At 68.2% G+C, this 18,747-nt stretch carries 13 protein-coding genes; 6 read left to right on the forward strand and 7 right to left on the reverse strand.

The features are described from left to right. Nucleotides 1–9: 9 nt before the first annotated feature. Nucleotides 10–2,244, reverse strand: a complete 2,235-nt coding sequence (locus tag FHY02_RS15240; protein ID WP_183923615.1) for a TonB-dependent receptor — start codon at nt 2,242–2,244, stop codon at nt 10–12. Between the two features lie 185 nt (nt 2,245–2,429). Here FHY02_RS15240 and FHY02_RS15245 point away from each other — a divergent pair, with 185 nt between their 5' ends. Continuing rightward, nucleotides 2,430–4,601 carry a prolyl oligopeptidase family serine peptidase gene (locus FHY02_RS15245; RefSeq protein ID WP_221198664.1) on the forward strand — a complete coding sequence of 724 codons (2,172 nt, stop codon included), beginning with the start codon at nt 2,430–2,432 and terminating at the stop codon, nt 4,599–4,601. Next, the gene (locus FHY02_RS15250) at nt 4,598–5,617 is read left to right on the forward strand and encodes a histone deacetylase family protein (RefSeq protein ID WP_183923617.1); all 1,020 of its coding nucleotides are present in this window, start codon (nt 4,598–4,600) and stop codon (nt 5,615–5,617) included. The genes FHY02_RS15245 and FHY02_RS15250 overlap by 4 nt, the downstream gene beginning before the upstream one ends. A 309-nt stretch (nt 5,618–5,926) precedes the next feature. Here FHY02_RS15250 and FHY02_RS15255 read toward each other — a convergent pair whose 3' ends face one another. Beyond that, nucleotides 5,927–6,646 (reverse strand): MgtC/SapB family protein, encoded by a 720-nt coding sequence (locus FHY02_RS15255; RefSeq protein ID WP_311731851.1) that lies wholly within the window; start codon nt 6,644–6,646, stop codon nt 5,927–5,929. Between the two features lie 62 nt (nt 6,647–6,708). Then, nucleotides 6,709–7,611 (reverse strand): SDR family oxidoreductase, encoded by a 903-nt coding sequence (locus tag FHY02_RS15260; protein WP_183923620.1) that lies wholly within the window; start codon nt 7,609–7,611, stop codon nt 6,709–6,711. A gap of 96 nt (nt 7,612–7,707) precedes the next feature. Here FHY02_RS15260 and FHY02_RS15265 point away from each other — a divergent pair, with 96 nt between their 5' ends. Next, nucleotides 7,708–8,544 carry a helix-turn-helix transcriptional regulator gene (locus tag FHY02_RS15265; RefSeq protein WP_183923622.1) on the forward strand — a complete coding sequence of 279 codons (837 nt, stop codon included), beginning with the start codon at nt 7,708–7,710 and terminating at the stop codon, nt 8,542–8,544. Here the strand turns inward: FHY02_RS15265 and FHY02_RS15270 are convergent. After that, a complete protein-coding gene (locus FHY02_RS15270; protein WP_183923751.1) occupies nt 8,532–8,909 on the reverse strand; it encodes a PEP-CTERM sorting domain-containing protein in 378 nt (125 codons plus the stop codon). The two genes, FHY02_RS15265 and FHY02_RS15270, sit on opposite strands and share 13 nt — an antisense overlap. 233 nt (nt 8,910–9,142) lie before the next feature. On the opposite strand from FHY02_RS15270, the gene FHY02_RS15275 reads away from it, so the two are divergent. The 3 genes from FHY02_RS15275 to FHY02_RS15285 all read left to right on the forward strand — a co-directional run bounded on the left by FHY02_RS15275 (nt 9,143) and on the right by FHY02_RS15285 (nt 12,518). Then, on the forward strand, nt 9,143–10,894 hold the full coding sequence (locus FHY02_RS15275; protein WP_311731852.1) for a chloride channel protein: 1,752 nt from the start codon (nt 9,143–9,145) through the stop codon (nt 10,892–10,894). A gap of 197 nt (nt 10,895–11,091) precedes the next feature. Continuing rightward, nucleotides 11,092–11,451, forward strand: a complete 360-nt coding sequence (locus FHY02_RS15280; RefSeq protein WP_183923624.1) for a hypothetical protein — start codon at nt 11,092–11,094, stop codon at nt 11,449–11,451. Nucleotides 11,452–11,558: 107 nt separating this feature from the next. Then, nucleotides 11,559–12,518, forward strand: coding sequence for a TrkA family potassium uptake protein (locus FHY02_RS15285; protein ID WP_260172910.1), 960 nt, complete (start codon nt 11,559–11,561; stop codon nt 12,516–12,518). Between the two features lie 115 nt (nt 12,519–12,633). Here FHY02_RS15285 and FHY02_RS15290 read toward each other — a convergent pair whose 3' ends face one another. From FHY02_RS15290 to FHY02_RS15300, 3 genes are read right to left on the reverse strand one after another with little or no spacing between them, the layout of a single operon-like run. Next, on the reverse strand, nt 12,634–13,818 hold the full coding sequence (locus FHY02_RS15290; protein WP_221190255.1) for an acyltransferase: 1,185 nt from the start codon (nt 13,816–13,818) through the stop codon (nt 12,634–12,636). Continuing rightward, nucleotides 13,815–15,677, reverse strand: coding sequence for a glycoside hydrolase family 36 protein (locus tag FHY02_RS15295; RefSeq protein WP_183923628.1), 1,863 nt, complete (start codon nt 15,675–15,677; stop codon nt 13,815–13,817). Before FHY02_RS15295 ends, FHY02_RS15290 begins: the two co-directional genes overlap by 4 nt. Nucleotides 15,678–15,694: 17 nt before the next feature. Next, entirely contained in the window at nt 15,695–18,565 is a 2,871-nt protein-coding gene (locus FHY02_RS15300; protein WP_183923630.1) for a TonB-dependent receptor, read from the reverse strand. Nucleotides 18,566–18,747 lie beyond the last annotated feature (182 nt).

Genomic DNA, 18,747 nt, shown 5'->3' on the forward strand with positions numbered 1-18,747 from the left:
CGGTGCCCCTCACCGCAGCGCAAGGCGCAGGTTGGCGCCCACCGTGCGCGGCCGGGTCACGCTGCCGGCGAAGGAGAAGGGGGCGTTGAGGATGCCGTAGGTGTCGAACAGGTTCTTGGCGAACACGCCGGCCTCGATGCCGTCGCCGAGCCGGACCGCGGCGTTGAGGTCGACCAGGCTGTAGTCGCCCTTCTGCAGCGTCGCGCCGAAGGCGACCGGCGCCGCCGACAGATAGCGGTGCGCGATGCCGATGCGCGGCCGCAGCGGCGAGCTCCTCAGCTCCCAGTCGAGCTGGTTGGCGATGATCCAGTCCGACGCGCCGGGCAGCTGCGTGCCCGCGGCATAGCCGCCGCCCGGCGCGCTGCTGTCGGGCAGTAGCCCGGAGAGCCGCGCGTCATTGTAGGTGACGTTGGCGCTGTAGGTCAGGTTGGCGGTCGGGCGGAAGACCAGCGACAGCTCGACGCCGTCGATCTTCGCCCCGCCGCCGTTGACGGTATAGGCATCGAAGGTGACGGGCGTGAACAGCCGCGACTGGATGTCGTTCCACTTGATGTGGAAGGCGGCGATGTCGAACGACATTGCGCCCGGCACCAACTCGAACTTCGCGCCGACCTCGTAGTTTTGCGTGCTGTCGCTGCCGAACGTCAGCGGCGTGCCCGAGGCGGCGCTGTAGACGTTGACGCCGCCGATGCGGAAGCCCTCGGAATAGAGGCCGTAGAGCGTGAAGCGGTCGCTCGGCTTGTAGGCGAGCGACACTTTGGGGACGAAGCCCGACTGTTTCTGCGAGCCGGGCTGATAGTCGAACGGCGCGATCAGCGCGGCGTTGGGCAGGAACTGCAACCGCGGCCGCGACTCATATTCGAAGACGCGCCCGCCGAGCGTCAGCGTCACCTGATCGAGGAAGGTGTAGGCCAGCTCGCCGAAGGCGGCGATCTCGCGCACGCGGTTGGTGCTGACGGTGCGGCGCAGCAGGTCCCCCGGCGCGATCACGCTGCTGGGCTGGCCGTCGAAGTCGGCGGGGTTGGCGTCGATATACTCGGCGATGCCGTCGAGCCGCGCGCCGTCGGTCGAGTCGGACCGCAGCTTGGTGTAATTGGCGCCGATCAGCCAGGTGAAGGGCCCGGTGCCGCTCGAGGCCAACCGCATCTCGCCGTAATAGGTGGTGGACTTGCCGGTTGAGCTGGAGAGCTGCGGCGTGCCGGTGCGCGCGTCGATGCCCAGGAAGATCGAGTCGTCGAACGCCAGATCGGCCTTCTTCTGCGTGTAGCTGCCGATCGCGGTGAAGTTGGCGAAGCCGAGCTCCTGGTCAAGCCGCAGGCTGAACAGCTGGATCTCGGTGTCCTGATATTCGTCGACGTTGGTGTTCCGCTCGAACGTCTTGGGATTGTCGCCGAACAGCACGTAGGTCTGGTCGTCGAGGTCATATTCCTGGTACATCGCGAGCGCGGCGAGCTTGGTCGTCGCGCCCGGCTGCCATACCACCGAGCCGCGCAGCCCGCGCACGCGCAGGTCGTTGCTGCCCTTCTCACCGGTGCCGACATTGTCGAGATAGCCCGCGTCGTAGCGCTGCAACGCCACCAGCCGCACCGCCAGCTTGTCGTCGACCAACGGCACGTTGACCATCGCCTTCGCGGCGTAGCTAGCCTCGCCCGCTCGCCGCGTGCTGGAGACGATGCCCTCGGCACCGGCGTCGAGCTTCGTGGGATCGGCCTCGTTGACGACATAGTTGACCGCCCCGCCCAGCGAGGAGGAGCCGAACAGCGTGCCCTGCGGCCCGCGCAACACCTCCACCTGCTTGACGTCGAACGCGTCGATGTCGGGGATGACGAGCGGGAAGCCCGGCTCCACCAGCGGGATCTGGTTGATGTAATAGCCCGTGGTCGCCTGATTGGCCTCGTGATAGGTGGTCGAGGCGACACCGCGGATCACCACCTCGGAGACGCCCGGCTGATAGTCGTTGAAGACCACGCCCGGCACGCGCGTGATATAGTCCGATAGGCTCTGCGCGTTGAGCCGCTGCAGGTTCTCCTGGGTCACCGCCGACACCGAGCCGGCGACGTCGCTCGCGGCCTCGTCGCGCTTGGTCGCGGTCACCACGATCTCGCGCTCGCTGCCCGCGTTCGCGTCGGCGTCCGCGTTCGCCGCCGCCGATGCGGTCTGCGCCGCGGCGGTGGTGCTCGCGAACGTCATCGTCGCCGCTGCCAGAATGCTCGCCCCCGCGAGTTGTGAAACGATCGTGCGCATCGCCGCCCCCATTCTTTTCAACAATGCTGTCGGAGATCGTAGTTGACGCTGATTCTTGCGGCGTGGCCGCGCGAACAGGGCCGATCGCCGTCGCGATCGGGCCATTCGGTCGCGTGCGATTGCGGCACGTGCCGGCCTGGCCCTAGCGTCGGCGACGACGCAGCGCGCGAGGATCCTTGACCGTCATGCCCTCTTCTCCGACCGATCGCGCGCGGCGGCGCTTCCTCGTCGGCGCCGGTGCGACGGCACTGCTCGCCGCGAGCGAGGGTCCGGCGCGCGCTGCGGGCGCCGCTCTGCCGATGCCGCCCGTGACGCCGCGCGTGCCGCTGCTGCGGCACCAGCTCGGGCGGACGCGCGACGATCCCTACGCCTGGCTCAAATACGTCCCGCCCCACGGGCAGCGCGACATCGCGACGATGCCGCCCGCGATCCGCGACCATCTGCTCGCCGAGAACGCTTATGCCGGCGCCGTGCTCGACCGCGTCGTGGCCGCGGAGCGCCGCTTCCTCGCCGCGCTCGACGCGCGCTCGCCGCTGGACGGCGGCGAACCCGACGTCACGCGCGGCGGCTGGACCTACAGCGTCGACGACAGCGCGGGCCCGCACCCGCGCTACACCCGCCGCCGCGCCGACACGGGCGCGGTCGAGCTGCTGCTCGACGAGAACGAGCGCGCGCCCGGACAGGCCTATTACCGCACCACCGGGCAGCAGGTCAGCCCGGACGGACGCCTCTACGCCTGGGCCGAGGACGTCGGCGGCAACGACCGGCACCGGCTGTGCGTGCGCGACCTTGCCAGCAGCGCGGTGCGCGTCGTCGTCGACACCGACGCCTATGGCTATGGCGGACTGGTGTTCTCGCCCTCGTCACGGTGGCTGTTCTGGATTTGGCGCGACGCGCGCAACCGGCCGACGCGGGTGTATCGCACGCCGGTGACCGGCGGCGAGCGCGTGTTGGTCTACGAAGAGGACGATCCCGCGATCTTCATGGCGATCGCGCGCACCGCGGCAGACGGCTTCGTCGCGATCACGCTCTCGGGCCCGGACACGAGCGAGGTGCGGCTCGTCGCCGCCGAGGCGGAGGAGCGCGCCCCCGCGCTGGTCCGCCCGCGCGCGCCCGGGCGTCGCTACGCGATCGATGAATGGGACGGCGCGCTGATCGCGCTGATCGAGGACGAGCAGGCGATCGACGGACGCGTCGCCCGGCTGGATCGCCGCAGCTTCGCCGAGATCGACACGTTGGTGCCGCACCGCGCCGGCACGCAGATCCTCCAGCTGGTGCCGTTTCGTCGCGCGCTGGCCTGGGTCGAGCGCCGCGACACGCTGCCTCGGCTCATGCTCCTCGCTCCCGGTGCCGCCGCGCGTGAGGTCACCTTCGCCGGCGACGCTTATGCGCTGACCGTGCCGGGTGAGCAGGATTATGCCGCACCGACCTGTCGCGCCACGATCGAGACCCCCGCCGCACCGCCGCGCTGGGTCGCGGTCGACCTCGCGAGCGCGCGCGTGACGACGATCGCGACGCAGCGGTTCGCCGGCTACGACCCCGCGCGCTTCACCGTGCGCCGGCTCTACGCCACCGCGCCCGACGGCGCGCGCGTGCCGATCACGCTGCTGACGCGCCGCGGCGCGCGCGCGGACGGGCGTGCCCCGCTGCTGCTCTACGGCTATGGCGCCTATGGCGTATCGAGCGAGGCGCTGTTCGACGTCGCGCCGACCGTCCTGGTGGAGCAGGGCTGGACCTACGCGATCGCGCACGTGCGCGGCGGCGCGGAGAAGGGCCGGCGCTGGTTCCTCGACGGGCGGCGCCACCATAAGCGCAACAGCTTCACCGACTTCGTCGCCTGCGCGCAGCATCTCGCCGCAGCGGGTCATGCCGCGCGCGACCGGATCGTGTCCTACGGCCTGTCCGCGGGCGGGCTGCTGGTGGGCGGCGCGATGAACTTGGCGCCGACGCTCTGGGCCGGGGTAATCGCGACCGTGCCCTTCGTCGACATGCTCAACACGATGAGCGACGCCGACCATCCCTTGGTGCCGCTGTTCCGCCCCGACTGGGGCGACCCGCTGTCGAGCGCCGCCGACTACGACTACATGCTGAGCATCTCGCCCTATGAGAACGTGCGGCCGGCGCCCTACCCGCCGCTGTTCACCACCGCCGGGCTCAAGGACGATCGCGTCGGTTACTGGGAGCCGGCCAAGCTGGTCGCCGCAGTCCGCGCCGCCTCGACCGCGCGCGCGCCCGCGCTGCTGCTCACCGACCTCGCCGCCGGCCATCAGGGCAGCGCCGGTCGCGACTCGGTCAACCACAAGATGGCGCGGCTCTACGCCTTCGCGCAGGGTTGCGTCGACGGGAGCCTCGCGTGACGATCGTGTTCGACCGGCGCCAGCTGGCGCACGCCCCCGCGCGCGAGCTGCACAACGGCGACTGGATCGCCTACAACGAATGCCCCGCGCGCGCGGAGTCGATCGTGGCGGCGCTCGGCGCCACGATGCCGGCGCGTGACTTCGGCATCGCGCCGCTCGCGGCGGTGCACGACCCCGATTATCTCGCCTTCCTCCGCGTCGCGCACGACGACTGGATCGCCGCGCGGCGGCAGGGCGACGCGATCGGCTATACCTGGCCGGTGGTGGGGCGGCGCGCGCTCGACCTGACGCGGATCGACGCGCGGCTCGGGCGCTTCAGCTACGACGCGGGCACGCCGATCGCGGCGGGCACGTGGGAGGCAGCCTATTGGTCGGCGCAGACCGCGCTGACCGCGCTCGACGAGGTCGCCGCGGGGGCAACGCGGCGGGCCTTCGCGCTGTGCCGCCCGCCCGGCCACCATGCCGGGCGCGACTATCTCGGCGGCTATTGCTACCTCAACAACGCCGCGATCGTGGCGGCCGAGGCGCGCCGCCGCGGGCTCGGCCCGGTGGCGATCCTCGACGTCGACTATCACCATGGCAACGGCACGCAGGACATCTTCTACGCCGACGCAGAGATGCTGTTCGTCTCGATCCACGCCGATCCGGCGACCGACTATCCCTTCTACTGGGGCCATGCCGACGAGACCGGCACGGGCGCGGGTCGCGGTGCGACGCTCAACCTGCCGCTGCCGCGCGGCACCGGCTGGGCGAGCTACGAACCCGCGCTGGACCGCGCGCTCGACGCGATCGCGTGCTACGGCGCGCGGCTGCTGGTGCTGTCGCTCGGCGCGGATCTCTACGTGGGCGACCCGATCTCGCATTTCACCTTCGCGCGCGACGACTTCACCGCGCTGGCCGCACGGCTCGCGGCGAGCGGACTGGCGATCGTGACGGTGATGGAAGGCGGCTATGCCACCGCCGAGCTGGGAGACAATGTCGCGGCGTTCGTCGCTCAGCTGCATGGCGGAGAGTAAGCGCCACCAATCAACGCGATGCCAAAGACCCATAAGCAGCCGTCCCGACGCTCCCATCGCTCGCCTACCTTCGGCCGTACCAGCTAGCGGCACAAGCGCTGAAAGGGTCACTTGTACGGTGCTCAAACCGGTTCGTTGCACCTTGTGCAATCATGATTGCAGAGACAGATTGTTGCGTATCAGGGAAACAATCTTAACTTAGCGCGTGGCCGGTATATGGCCTTGGAGACTACCCCATGCGTATGTTTGAGACCGCCGCCAGCACCGCGCTGGCGATCGCGGCGCAAGCGCTGGTGGTTGGTGTTGTGCTTACCACGCTCTGATCATCGGCTGACCGCTCCCCTTTTCCAAGGGGAGCGGCGCGTCCGCTGAAGATCGAACGCAACGCGAAACCCGCAGCGCCCTTCGATATACTCTCGCCCGGATGAGAGGATGCGACTGCCCAAAAGGCTGGATCGCCTTCTCAGCGGCCGACACGAGAACCGTCCGCAGGCGCCCTGCCCCAGCGCGTATGTCCGCCTGAGATACTTGCGTCAGGTGATGCGTCCACGCTGCCTGATCCGTCTCGACCGGCGTGACCAGCAGCCTGCGGACCTGCCCGCGTCTCACGCGCAACAGCTTCCTGATCTGCTCCTTGCACAGCGCGCCACCTTCGGCCACGGCGCGGATCACGCAGCTTTGGACACGCGCTCGACACGCTCCCCCGAGCGGCTTGAGGCCGGCAAGGATGATGACGGTGGCGATCGCGGCAGCAGCGTAGAGCCCGCCTCCTGCGGCAAGGCCAAGTGGGGCTACCGCCCAGATGCTGGCGGCCGTCGTTATCCCTCGCACGGTGTTGCCGCGAAGCAGGATCGACCCGGCACCGAGGAACCCCACGCCTGAGACGACCCGCGCGGCGATCCGTGAGGGATCGAGCACCAAGTGGGCCATCTGCCTGGCATTCTCGAAGCCGTTAGCCGACACGATCCTCGCGTCTTCGTATCCAGCCACTTGTTCATCCGTGAACAGGCCGGGAATGCGCCTGACCACGCGTCTGGTGTCGTTGCTTGCCGACCTCACGATCCGGTCAGTCAGCGAGCAACGGCGATCGATCAGCCGGTGGTGAGCGCCGCATGATCCATTTTGGCGAGATCCGTCAGGAGATCGGGGCCGCTCGGCTCCCACCCAAGCCGCGCGCAGGTCCAAGCGTTCGATGCGGTCATGTCGAGGCCTGCAAAGGGCGTCATCCAGCCGAAATAGTGTTCCACTTCCTCTGCCGCGACCGAGCGGACCGGAAGCCCGGCGCCCTTGCCAATCGCCTCTGCGATGGCGCGGGCGGCGACGCCCTCCTCCACCGATGCATGGTAACGCGCGCCCGGCTCGCCCTTCTCCAGTGCCAGCACGTACAGCCTCGCCACATCGCTGACGTGCGCCGCCGACCAGCGCGACTGTCCCTCGCCGAGATAGGCCACCGCGCCGGCGCGGCGCGCCTCCGCGATCAACGGCGTGATAAGCCCCGCCTTGGTGGTGTCGTGCACCTGCGGCAAGCGGATAGTGCGCACGTCGATGCGCTGCGCGATCAACGCCGCGCCAGCGAGCTCGGTCGCGATGCGCGGATTGGCGTGGCGAGGGTTGAGCACGTCTTCGGTCGCCGGACCTCCATGGAGCGGAGTGCCGATACCGACGCCCGAGGTGATCAGGATGGGCTTCTGCGTGCCGGCCAGCGCCTCACCCATGGCGGCGATGTTGCGCTCATCCTTTCTGGTGTTCTCGACGAACCTCTCGAAGTTGTGATCGAACGCGCAGTGGATCACCGCATCGCTCGCCTGGACGCCACTTACGAGCGTCGCGGGGGCATCGAGGTCGCCGCGGTGGACGTCGACGCCGGCCGCTTCGAGCTGGCGGGCGCCCGCGTCGGAACGCGTCAGGCCGAGCACCCGATGGCCGCGGCCGAGCAGTTCGGGGATGATGTGCGAGCCGATGAAGCCGGTCGCACCGGTCAGGAACACACGCATGATAGGCCTCCTTCTTGTCGAAGCGGCATATCGCGGACAGTTGAATCCTGTTAAAGTAGTGAGATTATAGGGGTATAAGCTGCAACAGGATCGACCATGACGAGCGAGGCGCCCAACCAGCTCGGTACGTATCTGCGCGATCGTCGCACCCGGCTCGATCCGGCGGCGTTCGGGTTCGGCGGCGGTCGGCGCCGCACGCCTGGCCTCCGACGTGAGGAGGTGGCGAGCCGAGCCAATATCAGCCCGACGTGGTACACGTGGCTTGAACAGGGCCGCGGCGGCGCGCCGTCGGCAGACGTGCTCGACCGTATCGCCAAGGGGCTGATGCTGACCGAACCCGAGCGCGAGCACCTGTACATGCTGGGCCTCGGGCGTCTGCCCGAGGCGCGCTATCGGGCAGTTGACGGCATCACTTCCCGGCTGCAGCGCGTGCTGGACGGAATGGTGTTGAGCCCGGCCATCATCAAAACGGCGATGTGGGATGTCGTGGGCTGGAACCGTGCGGCGGCGGTGCTGCTGACCGACTATGCAAAGCTGCCGCGTGAAGGACGCAACATTCTCCGCCTGATGTTCGGCAGCGACCATGTTCGCAGGCGGAACGAAGACTGGGAGAGCATCGCTCGGTTCGTCGTCGGCGCCTTTCGCGCCGACGTGGCGCGGGCAGGCGCGAGTGCCAGCGCGGAGGTCACGAAGCTGGTGGGGGAGCTATGCGGGATCAGCCCCGAATTTGCGGCCCTGTGGCAGGACAACGACGTGGTCGCTCACGGAGAGGGCGTGAAACGGATCCACCACCCCGACGCAGGGCTGCTCTCGATGGAGTTCTCCTCCTTCGCTGTCGAAGGCAGGCCGGAGCTGGGGATGATCATCTATAATCCCGCGTCACCCGAAGATGCCGAACGGCTGCGCGTGCTGCTCGATGTTCACGAGGGTTGATCTAACAGGTTCGCGAAAGACGCCTCGCAATCCAGTATCGAGCATCTGGGCGAACTGACTCGGTTTTCAACGTCGGCTCGTCCTTCATCTCGGCAGAATGGGCTATTCGCCGCGGTATCGGATCGCCTAAGCCTCGACGCCGCACGCGCCCGGCGCAGCATCATGCCGACGAGCCCCATACCCACGATCAGGCTCATCCACGTCCCCGGCTCGGGCACCGCGCCGAGCTTCAGCGGATCATAGATCAAGGCCGATCGTGCTAATCTCGATAACGGGTGGCTCCCATATGCTCGCGAATGCCTGACAGCCATCGCACTTTGGCACCTCGATGCCGTGAGCGGGAGCCATCCACCCCATTCATTCATCTCGGCGTTCAAGCCTCCTAGCCGTTCCGCGCAGCTGTCCGGCCACCTGATAGAGCGATAACCTAGATGCCGACGGTCACCGCGGCCGAGCGCGAGCTTGGGGCACCCCCTTATCGGACTCGAACGTTCAGACTCGTGGTCTTGTCATCTGCCGTAAACGTCGTGCGAGGAGGTGACAGGCGCGTCGCGTGCAGGCACTGCGGTGCCATGTCTCGCCCCGCACCTAAGCGCACGTGATCGCGCGCGGTCTGCGTCGCTGGCCGGCCTGGTCGCGCTCGCTTGGCGCCCGCGTGCGCTCATTCGAGTTGCTCTTCGTGCTGGTTGCGGTGCTCGTCGGCATGGGCGCCGGGCTGCTCACGGTGGTGCAGGGCGCGCTGGCGCGAGCGCTGCAGCACCTGCTGTACCGTCTGCCCGATGACCTGCGGCTCAGCGGCCTACCCGCGCTCGACTGGTGGCAGCTGCTCGTGCTGCCGCTCGGCGGCGCGGTGCTGGTGGCTTTCAATCGGATCGTCGGCGCGCGGCGCCGCTCGTTAGTCGACGCGGTCGAGGCCAATGCGCTGCACGGCGGGCAGCTCTCCGCGCGCGACAGCGCGATCGTATCGGGGCAGACGATCCTGTCGAACGGCTTCGGCGCCTCGGTCGGGCTGGAGGCGGCCTACGCGCAGCTCGGCGGGCTGATCGCCTCGGCGAGCGGGCGTTGGCTGGTGCTGCGCCGCGCCGACGTCCGCACTCTGGTAGGCTCGGGGGCGGGGGCGGCGATCGCCGCCGCCTTCGGTGCACCCTTGGCAGGTGCCTTCTACGCCTTCGAGGTGGTGATCGGCGCCTACACGCCGGCCGCGGTCGCGCCGGTCGTCGCGGCTGCTCTGGCGGGATCGCAGGTGGCGCAGCGACTCGGTACCGCTCCCTATATCGTCGCGGTCGAGCGCGGGCCGACGATCCACACCTTCGGATACCTCATCTACGGCGTCCTTGGCGTGTTGTGCGCGCTGATCGGCATCGCGATCATGCGCTCGGTGGGGGCGGTGGAGGCGCAGACGCGCGCGCGCTTGCCGGGGTGGAGTCGTCCGGTGATCGGCGGCGCGCTTCTGGCGGGGCTGGCGGCGGTGTCGCCGCAGGTGCTCTCCGCCGGACATAGCGCACTCCACCTCGACATCACCGGTGGAGTGCCGCTCGCCTTCGTGGCGACGATCCTGCTGACCAAGGCGCTGGCCTCGATCGTCTCGCTCGGTTTCGGCTTCCGCGGTGGGCTATTCTTCGCCTCGCTGTTCCTCGGTACGCTGGTGGGCCATCTCTATGCCGGCGCGCTGGGCTGGATGGCGGGGGAGTCGATGCTCAACCCGGGCAACGCCGCGATGGTGGGGATGGCGGCGCTCGCGGTCGCCGTGATCGGTGCGCCCTTCACCATGACGATGCTGGTGCTCGAGGCGACGGGGAATTTTAGCCTGAGCGGCGCGGTGCTGGCGGCGAGCCTGGTCTCGTCGACGATCGTGCGCCAGTTCTTCGGTTATTCCTTCTCGACGTGGCGGCTGCACCTGCGCGGCGAAACGATCCGCAGCGCGCGCGACGTCGGCTGGGTCAAGGCACTGACCGCCGGGCGCATGATGCGGCGCCAGCCCAATATGGTCGCGGGCAGCACCGGCGCCGCCGCGTTCCGCCGCCGCTTCCCGCTCGGCTCGACCAAGCGCGTGATCGTCCTCGACGAGGCTGGCCGCTATGCCGGGATCGTCGATCCCGTCGCGGCGCATGACGGCGCGATCGACGACGACACGCAGGTGTTCACGCTGGCACAGGGGCAAGGCGACATGCTGCGCCCCGAGACGGACATCCGCGCGGTGATGGCGTGCTTCGACGCGGCGCAGCGCGAGGAGCTGGCGGTGGTGGACGAGGGCGGCAAAGTGCTTGGCCTGCTGACCGAGGCGCACGTGCGGAGGCGCTACGGTGAGGAGCTGGAGAAGAGCCAGCGCGAGCTGTTCGGCGAGGCCTGATCCAGGCTCCGCCATGATCGTGCTGGGGAACAGCGTGCCGCAGGAACGGAGAGCGCCGATGCGCCCGTCCCTGCGATCGTCCCCTCGTCCTGGATCATCCTCTTCGTGCTGCCGGGCCGATTGATTGCTGAGGGCCCACACGTCGAGCTACACCGGCGGGTTGGCTAGGCTAGGCTGGCGCCGCTATCGCATTGATCATGGTTCCGCCCGGCCTCGTCGCGACCTTCATGGCGGTTGCCCGCGGCACCATCCTTGGCCCGTTCGCCGCATTGGACGTGCTCCACATCGCGGGCTTCGCCGTGCTGACGAGCGCTGTTCTTGGCCTTCGCCGCCAGGCAGGTTGGCATAAGCGGCTGGCGCGGTGCGGAACCATCCTCCTCGATGCGCCGACGCGCGGGCTGGCGTCGCCGCGGCTTCGTGACGCGTACGTTGGACGGGGACGGCACCACGACCAGACCGAAGCATCCATACACGCCGCACGAAAAGCCTTGCGCGTGGCAAAGGGCGTCGTCGAGAATGCCGGTATGATCCAGTCCGCTCCTGGCCTCGCTCAGTGAGACATCGCCGATCGAAACCGCAGGCGTTGATCCCAGGTCGGATGGCGGCGCGGTCCGCGGTGCTAGACATACGCCCACGCTTTTACCGTCCTGGACGACTGAGTCCGTTGACGACGTTGGCGATCCGCGGTGTCGCGGTGCTCGTGCTCATCGGCATCGCGCTCGGCGGACACTGGGTCGATCGGGACGGGCTCAGGGACAATACGGACAGGTCGGTCAGCTTCCTAGACATCGTCTATTTCACCGTGATCACGGTCACGACCGTGGGGTACGGCGACATCGTACCGGTCAGCGACTCTGCGCGCATGTTCGACACGTTCGTCGTCACACCTATTCGGATCTTCGTGTTCCTCATATTTCTGGGTAGCGCCTATAGCTTCATGCTGAGGCAAGGCTGGGAGCGGTGGCGCATGGGCCTCGTCAGACATGAGTTGAAGGATCACGTCATCGTTTGCGGCTATGGCAGATCGGGCTCAGCGGCAGTCAGCGAGTTGCTTGAACGAGGTCATTCTCCCCAGCGCATCGTCGTCGTCGATGAGGATAGCGGCCGATTGCGGCTCGCCGAGGAGTGGGGCGTCGCAACGGTCGAGGGCGATGCGACCCACAATCGGGTACTCGAGATCGCGAAGGTTGAGGCTGCCAGCAACATCATTGTCTGCCCGGGCCGGGACGACACCGCCGTTCTTATCGTCCTCACCTGTCGTCGACTTGCTCCGCGTGCGGGCATCGCCGTGTCGATCGCGGCTATCGAGAACGAGCTACTTGCCCGTGACGCAGGCGCGACCATCATCGTCAATCCCGTCAGCTTCGGTGGACAGCTGCTCGCCCAATGCACCACCGGACCGCATGTTGCTGACTACGTCACCGACCTGGTCACGCGAGCTGGCCGGATCGAGCTGCGGGAACGTGCTGTACGAGCAGAGGAGATTGGCACATCTGCGCGTGACGCAGCGGACAGCCAAATTGTCCGGATCTACCGCGAGGAGAAGGTGATCGAGGTGGCACAAGCCCAAGCGGAGCGCCTAATGGCGGGAGATTGGGTGATCGAGCTTGTCGAGGCGACCTAAGAGCTGACCCGAGAGCCGTCACGCGAGACATCCTGAGCGTGTGCTGATTTCGTGCACTCGTTAAGACTCATCGCTGACACTCTCATCCGGCCGGACCGCGTCGGCTCCACTTCGGTCAACGGCCAAGGTGACGTAGTAGACGACTGCTCAACCATCGCCGCATCGGCTCGTCGTAGAGCTTCAGGCTGGCATAGGCCATCGCCACCGCCGCCACCACGAGCGCCGCACCGACCGGAACGCCGATCCGCGGGGGCACCTTCCGGTCGACTACCCAGGCGGTGTAGACGTAGATCAGCGGGTAATGCGTGATGTAGAGCGGGAACGACAGGTCGCCGAAAAAGCGCGCGATCCGCACGCTCCGTCCCGTCGCGGCCTTGTCCCCGGCGCCGAGCGCGACCACGAGCGGGAACAGCAGCAGCACGCAGCCGGCATCGTACAGGCCGTTCGTCCAGTGGTGCGGCGTATCACCCAGTCGCGGCAGGGCGAGCGCGACGATCAGCAGCGCGGCGCTGATCGCGAAGGCATGCCGGTGATGCAGCCGCCAACCCGAACGCATCAGCAGCATGCCGGCGAGGAACGGGTAGCACAGCCGCGCGAAGCCGACATGCACGCCCGCGGCGTCGAGCGACCAACCGCCGATCAGGTCACGGCGTGGCCCGAGCAGCGCGACCTCCAGCAGCAGCGCTGCCGCGAGCGCCGCGAACACGGTCAGCGCGCGCGCCGACAGCCGCCGCAGCACCAGCGCATAGGCCATGTTCGCGACATATTCGTAGAACAGCGACCAGGCCGGGCCGTTGAGCGGGTGGATCTCGTCCCAGCCGCGGATATCGAACTGCTTGGGTAGCGGCAGCAGCGTGCAGCCGAGCAGCATCACCAGCAGCATCTGCCACACCGGCGTCGCCGCGATCCGGGGGAACAGCTCGCCCGCCTGGAGGTAGAAGAGCGCTGCGCCCACCAGGCTGCCCAGCACCACCATCGGCTGGAGCCGGATCAGCCGGCGCAGGTAGAACTCTCGCTTCCCCATCCGCCCCCAGCGGTCGTCATAGGCGTAAGCGATGACGAAGCCCGAGAGCAGAAAGAAGAAGTCGACCGCCAGGTAGCCGTGGTTGATGATCTGCCGCGTCGGGTCACCATCGGCATATGCCTCGAACGTGTGGAACAGGACCACCATCAGTGCCGCGACGCCGCGCAGCCCGTCGAGCACGACATAGTGGCTCTTGCCCGGCGCGGTCGCGTCGGTCGACGTCGCCGCCGCGTCGGACGTGATGCCCGGCGTTGCTGTCAGCGATGCGCCGCTCACGGTCGACGCACCAGAGCGACGATCCCTGCCCGCGGCACCGCGACGACATGCGCGCCGCGCGTCAGGTCGATCAGCGTGCGCGACACCGCTCGCCCTTCCGCGTCGACGGCGCGCGCCTCGTAGCGCCCGAGATCGCGCGTCGCCTCCACCACCAGCCGCGACGCCGCGGTGGCGTTGACGAGGTCGATCGCGCGTACCGGCTCGTCCAGCGCGATGGCGCGATCGGCGTAAGCGGCGACGATCTGCTTGTCGGCGGACGTGGCGCGGACGAGCTCGTACTGCGCGTTGAGTCCTTCCGCACGAAGGCGCCCGTCAAGCAGCACGGCACGGTTGGCGCGCCAGTAAGCGAGATAGTGCGTCAGCATCGCGGCGTGCGCGGGCGTCAGCGTGTCGAGCCGCATCGATACCTGCGGCACCGCGAACAGCGTGTCGAGCAGCTGGAGCGCGGCGGTGTCGCTGGGCTCGTCGGGGTGCCACACGATCGGGTCGGCGTGGACCGGGGTGGCGCCGGCGAGCAGGCGCAGGTCGACGATGCGCTGGCGGTTGAGGATCGACTCGTTCGGCGCGTCCGAGGCGCGCAGCATGTTGCCGAAGGTGCGGATCACCGGCCCGCTATAAGGCTGGCGGAACTCGATCATGACATCGGGGCGGACCGCGCGCAGCGCCGCCATCACGTCCACCATCAGGCGGTTGACCGCCTCGTAGACGGAGGCGGTATCGCGCCCGTCGGCGCGGTCGAGCACGGTCGTCTCGTCGCTGCTGAACATGTCAATGAAGTCGAGCTTGAGCCCGTCCCAGCCCCAGTCGCGCACCGCGCGGCGGAAGGTCTCGACCAGATAGGCGCGCACCTCGGGGTAGCGCGGGTCGAGCACGTTGGTGCGCTGCTCCGCCCAGCGCCGCAGGATCTTGCCGCGGAAGCGCGGCAGCACCGCCGCCTCGTCGCCGACCAGCGGCACCGAGAACCACAGCATCCCCTTCATCCCGCGCGCGTGCAGCGCGTCGGTGACGACGCGCATGCGCCGCAGCCGCTCGGGGCGCCAGTCGCCGGCATGCGCGTAGCCGCGGTTCGTGTCGCCGGTCTGCCAACCGTCGTCGACGATCATCACCTTGAAGCCATGACGCGCCGCCGCCTCGGCTTCGGCCAGCACCGTCGCCTCGTCGACCGCCTGGTGATAGCTGTACCAGGTCGAATCGAGCGGCTCGCGCGCGGCCGTAGGCGCGGGCACGGGCACCTTGCCGGGCTGGCGCGACCACCAGGCCGCGACGTCGCCGAGCGCGTCCGCGACGGGGATCGCGCGCGTGTCGAGGCGCAGGCTGGTGGTGTAGCGCGTGATCGGCGCGTGGCGCTCGCTGAACAGCTCGACGCTGCCGTACACGCGCACATCCTCCTCGCGCAGCCTGGCCGCGAGCAGCACCGGCGTTACCGCCTCCTCGACCGCGACGGTGAGCCGGTTCTGCTCGCCGCGACCGTAGAGTGCCAGGACGGGCGCCGCGGCGGTGAGCGTCGAGCGCAGCCGCGTCGACGCGAAATCGGGCACGATCGTCCGGCCCAGGCTCGCGTCGGGTGTCCACATCCCCGCCATATCCACCGAGGGCTGCGACCAGCGGATCGTCAGCCGCGGCGGGGGTGCCGGCGTGGCGCGCGTCAGGGTCAGCACCGCGCGCGCCACGCCGGGCGCGATCGGCTCGGCGCGCACCGAGAGCGCGAAGCCGTCGAGCGCCCCCGCGACGGTCAGCTCGAGCCCGGCGACGGTGACGCTGCGGCGCGTCTCCGTCGCCGCGGGCGGCCCCGCCTGCGCCATCGTGGGCGCCGCCATGAGGCAGCCGGCCAGCGCGCCGGCGAGCGCCATCTTCCTCATGTCGCCCCCGACCGCGGTCAGAACTTCAGCCGCGCGCCGAAATTGTAGCGCGCGCCGGTCTCCTGGAGCAGCAGGAAGCGCTCTTCGATCGCGGACCATTCGTGGATCCGCTGGTTGGTGACGTTCACGCCCTGGACGTAGATCTGGACGTTCGGCGTAATGTCGTAGCCGACGTTGAAGTCGAACTGGCCGTAGCTCGACCGGTTGCGGGGCCGACCCTGGTCCGAGCGGCACGAGCGCAGGTATTCGGACCGCCAATTGTACGAGCCGCGCGCCGAGATGCCGTACTTCTCGTAGAACACGCTGCCGTTCGCCGAGTGCGGCGACAGTCCGTTGTAGCCGCACTCATAGTCGGCGAGAGAGGCGTCGCGCTCCGCCTTGCTCTCGACATAGGTGTAGTTGCCCGCGACGCCGAAGCCGGACAGAGGACCGGGCAGGAAGTCGAGTGAATATTGCCCACCTACCTCGATGCCGCGGATCCAGCCGGTCTGGCCGTTGCGCGTCCGCGTGTCCTGGAAGGTGCGGCCGAAGCGCTCGACCGGCAGCGTCTGGAGTTCGAGGAAGTTGCTAAGGTCCTTGTAGAAGGCGCCGGCGCTGAGATAGCTGATCGAGTTGAAGTAATATTCGAGCGAGACATCGTAGTTGGTCGACTTAAACGGCTCTAGCGTCGGGTTGCCGCCGCTCGACTGCGGCACGGACACGCGGCCGCCATAGGAATTGTCGACGCCGAGATCGGTCAGCGTCGGCCGCGTGACGGTCTGCGAGAAGGCCGCGCGCGCGATGAACTTGTCGGTGACGTTGAACTTGATGTTCGCCGACGGCAGCGCGTTGACGTAGCTGTTGCGGATCGAGACCGGGGTCGACTCGCCGTAGGTGAAGACCAAGGTGTCGTCGCCGCGCGTGTTGGTGATGTTGATCACCGGCTGGGCGAAGCCGCGCGACACGGTCTGGGTCCGCACCACGCGCACGCCCGCGTTGGCGCTCCAGCGCTCGCCGCCGAAGGACATGGCGATATAGCCGGCGAGCAGCCGCTCGTTGACGTTGGCTGTGCTGCCGACATTCTCGCGCACGCCATAGGGACCGCCCGGCAGCGCCAACAGGCGCGCTGCCTCGGCGGCCTGCTCCGCCGCGGTCCGGCCCTGACGAGCGCGAGCGAGGTTGGCGGGATCGGAGAGGAAGGCGATCACCGCGTCGGTGTCGTAGGTGAAGAACTGCCCGGGCGCGTTCTGCGCGCCGGAGACGCCCTTGAGGAAGTTGTCGAGCGTGTACGGCGACAGCAGCGACTGGTCGACCGGGATGTCATAGCCGCAATAGGCGCAGTTGCCGTCGGAATTGCTGAAGAAGCGGCGGATCTTGGTGCGGTCCGAATAGGCCATGCCGATCCGCACCGAGCGCAGCACGCTGTCGTGGATCTTATAGTCGGTGTCGATGTGATATTCCGAGCTGGTGTCGCGCACGCGATTGGCGTCGATGCCGGTGAAGTGCGCGCGCATCAGCGACGGATCGGTGATGTTGCCGAAGTTGGACGCGGTGGGGACCTGGTCACCGACGTTGAGGTCGAACCGCGGACTGGTCTGCGCGAGCGAGCCGACGACGACGAACTGGGTGGGGTTGCGCTGCGTTGCGCGCGTGCGCGACGCGTCGAGCCGAACCTCGACGTCCTCGGTCGGGTTCCACTTAAGGTTGCCGCCTACCTGGTAGGTCTCGGTACGGCGATCGTTGTTGTTGACGATGTTGTCGTTCTGCGAGAGCGACACGCGGTCCGCCAGCAGCGGGTTGGCGGCGAGGAACTGCTGCCCGGGCCGGTTGAAGCCGATCGCCGAGGCGGTATCGTCGAGCTCCAAGCCGATATAGGGCGCCGAGTAGAAGTTGGCGAAGATGTTCCGGTGCGTGAACACGTCGAATTTGGAGTAGATGCCGTCGACTGTCAGTAGCAGCTGGTCGGTCACCTGCGCCTGGACCGCGCCCGCCAGGTTGATCCGACGGCGGCGGTCGAGCTGGCGCGCGAAGGCGAGGTTCTGCGGCACGTTCACGGTGGCGCCGGTGTTGCCCAGCGCGCCCGTCGTCAGCCCGGTGGAGGTAGCGCTGCCGTTGACGACGTTCTGCGGGCCGAACAACCATCCATCGGTCTGGATATAGTCGAGCTGGCTGCGCCGATCGGTGTAAGATCCCGAGAGCACGATGCCGAGCGTCTTGGCCTCGTTGGTTAGCGAGGTCACCGCCGAGAAATCGGGGCTGAGCTTCTCGCGCAGCGTGTCGTAGATGCCGCCCGCCGAGGCGGCGACGTGGAAGCCGCTGCGGCCATCGAGCGGGCGCGCCGTGATGACGTTGACGGTGGCGCCGATGCCGCCTTCCTGCAGCTCGGGCACGCTCGACTTGAACACGTCGGTGCGCTGGATCATGTTCGACGACAGCACGTCGAACGAGAACTCGCGCCCGGGATTGTCGGTCGCCATCACGCGGCCGTTGACGAGGACAGTGTTGAACTCGGGCCCGAGCCCGCGCACCGTGATGAACTGGCCCTCGCCGCCGGATCGGTCGATCGCGACGCCGGTGATGCGCTGGAGGGATTCCGCGATGTTGGCGTCGGGGAACTTGCCGACGTCCTCGGCCGAGATGGTGTCGACGATCTGCTGCGCGTCTCGCTTGATCCGCGCCGACGACGCGAGGCTGCCGCGAATGCCGGTGACGACGATCTCGTCAGCGGCCTCGCTCTCACCCGGTCCGACCTGCGCCGCGACGGGCGTCGGCTCCTGCTCCGTGCCGGACGGGCTCGTGACCGGCGCCCCCGCCGTGGGCGGCGCCGTCTGCGGCATGTCCTGCGCCAAGGTTGGAAACGCGACGATCATCCCGCTGGCGAGCAGCGCCGCCTTGACTGAAACCTTCATTTCAATCCTCCCCGATGCGAGGGCCGATCTACGCCGCCCCTTTGTTATGATCTATCTGGTATCCAGTCTTCGCAGCCTTGAGCAAGCGCTATTCTGCGGCAGTGATCGGATCAGCGCGGCTTTCATCAATATTGTAAATTACCGCCGCCTCGCGCCACGGCGATTTAGCAGAACCGGCATCG

The organism is Sphingomonas sp. BK069 (assembly GCF_014193405.1).
Lineage (GTDB): Bacteria > Pseudomonadota > Alphaproteobacteria > Sphingomonadales > Sphingomonadaceae > Sphingomonas.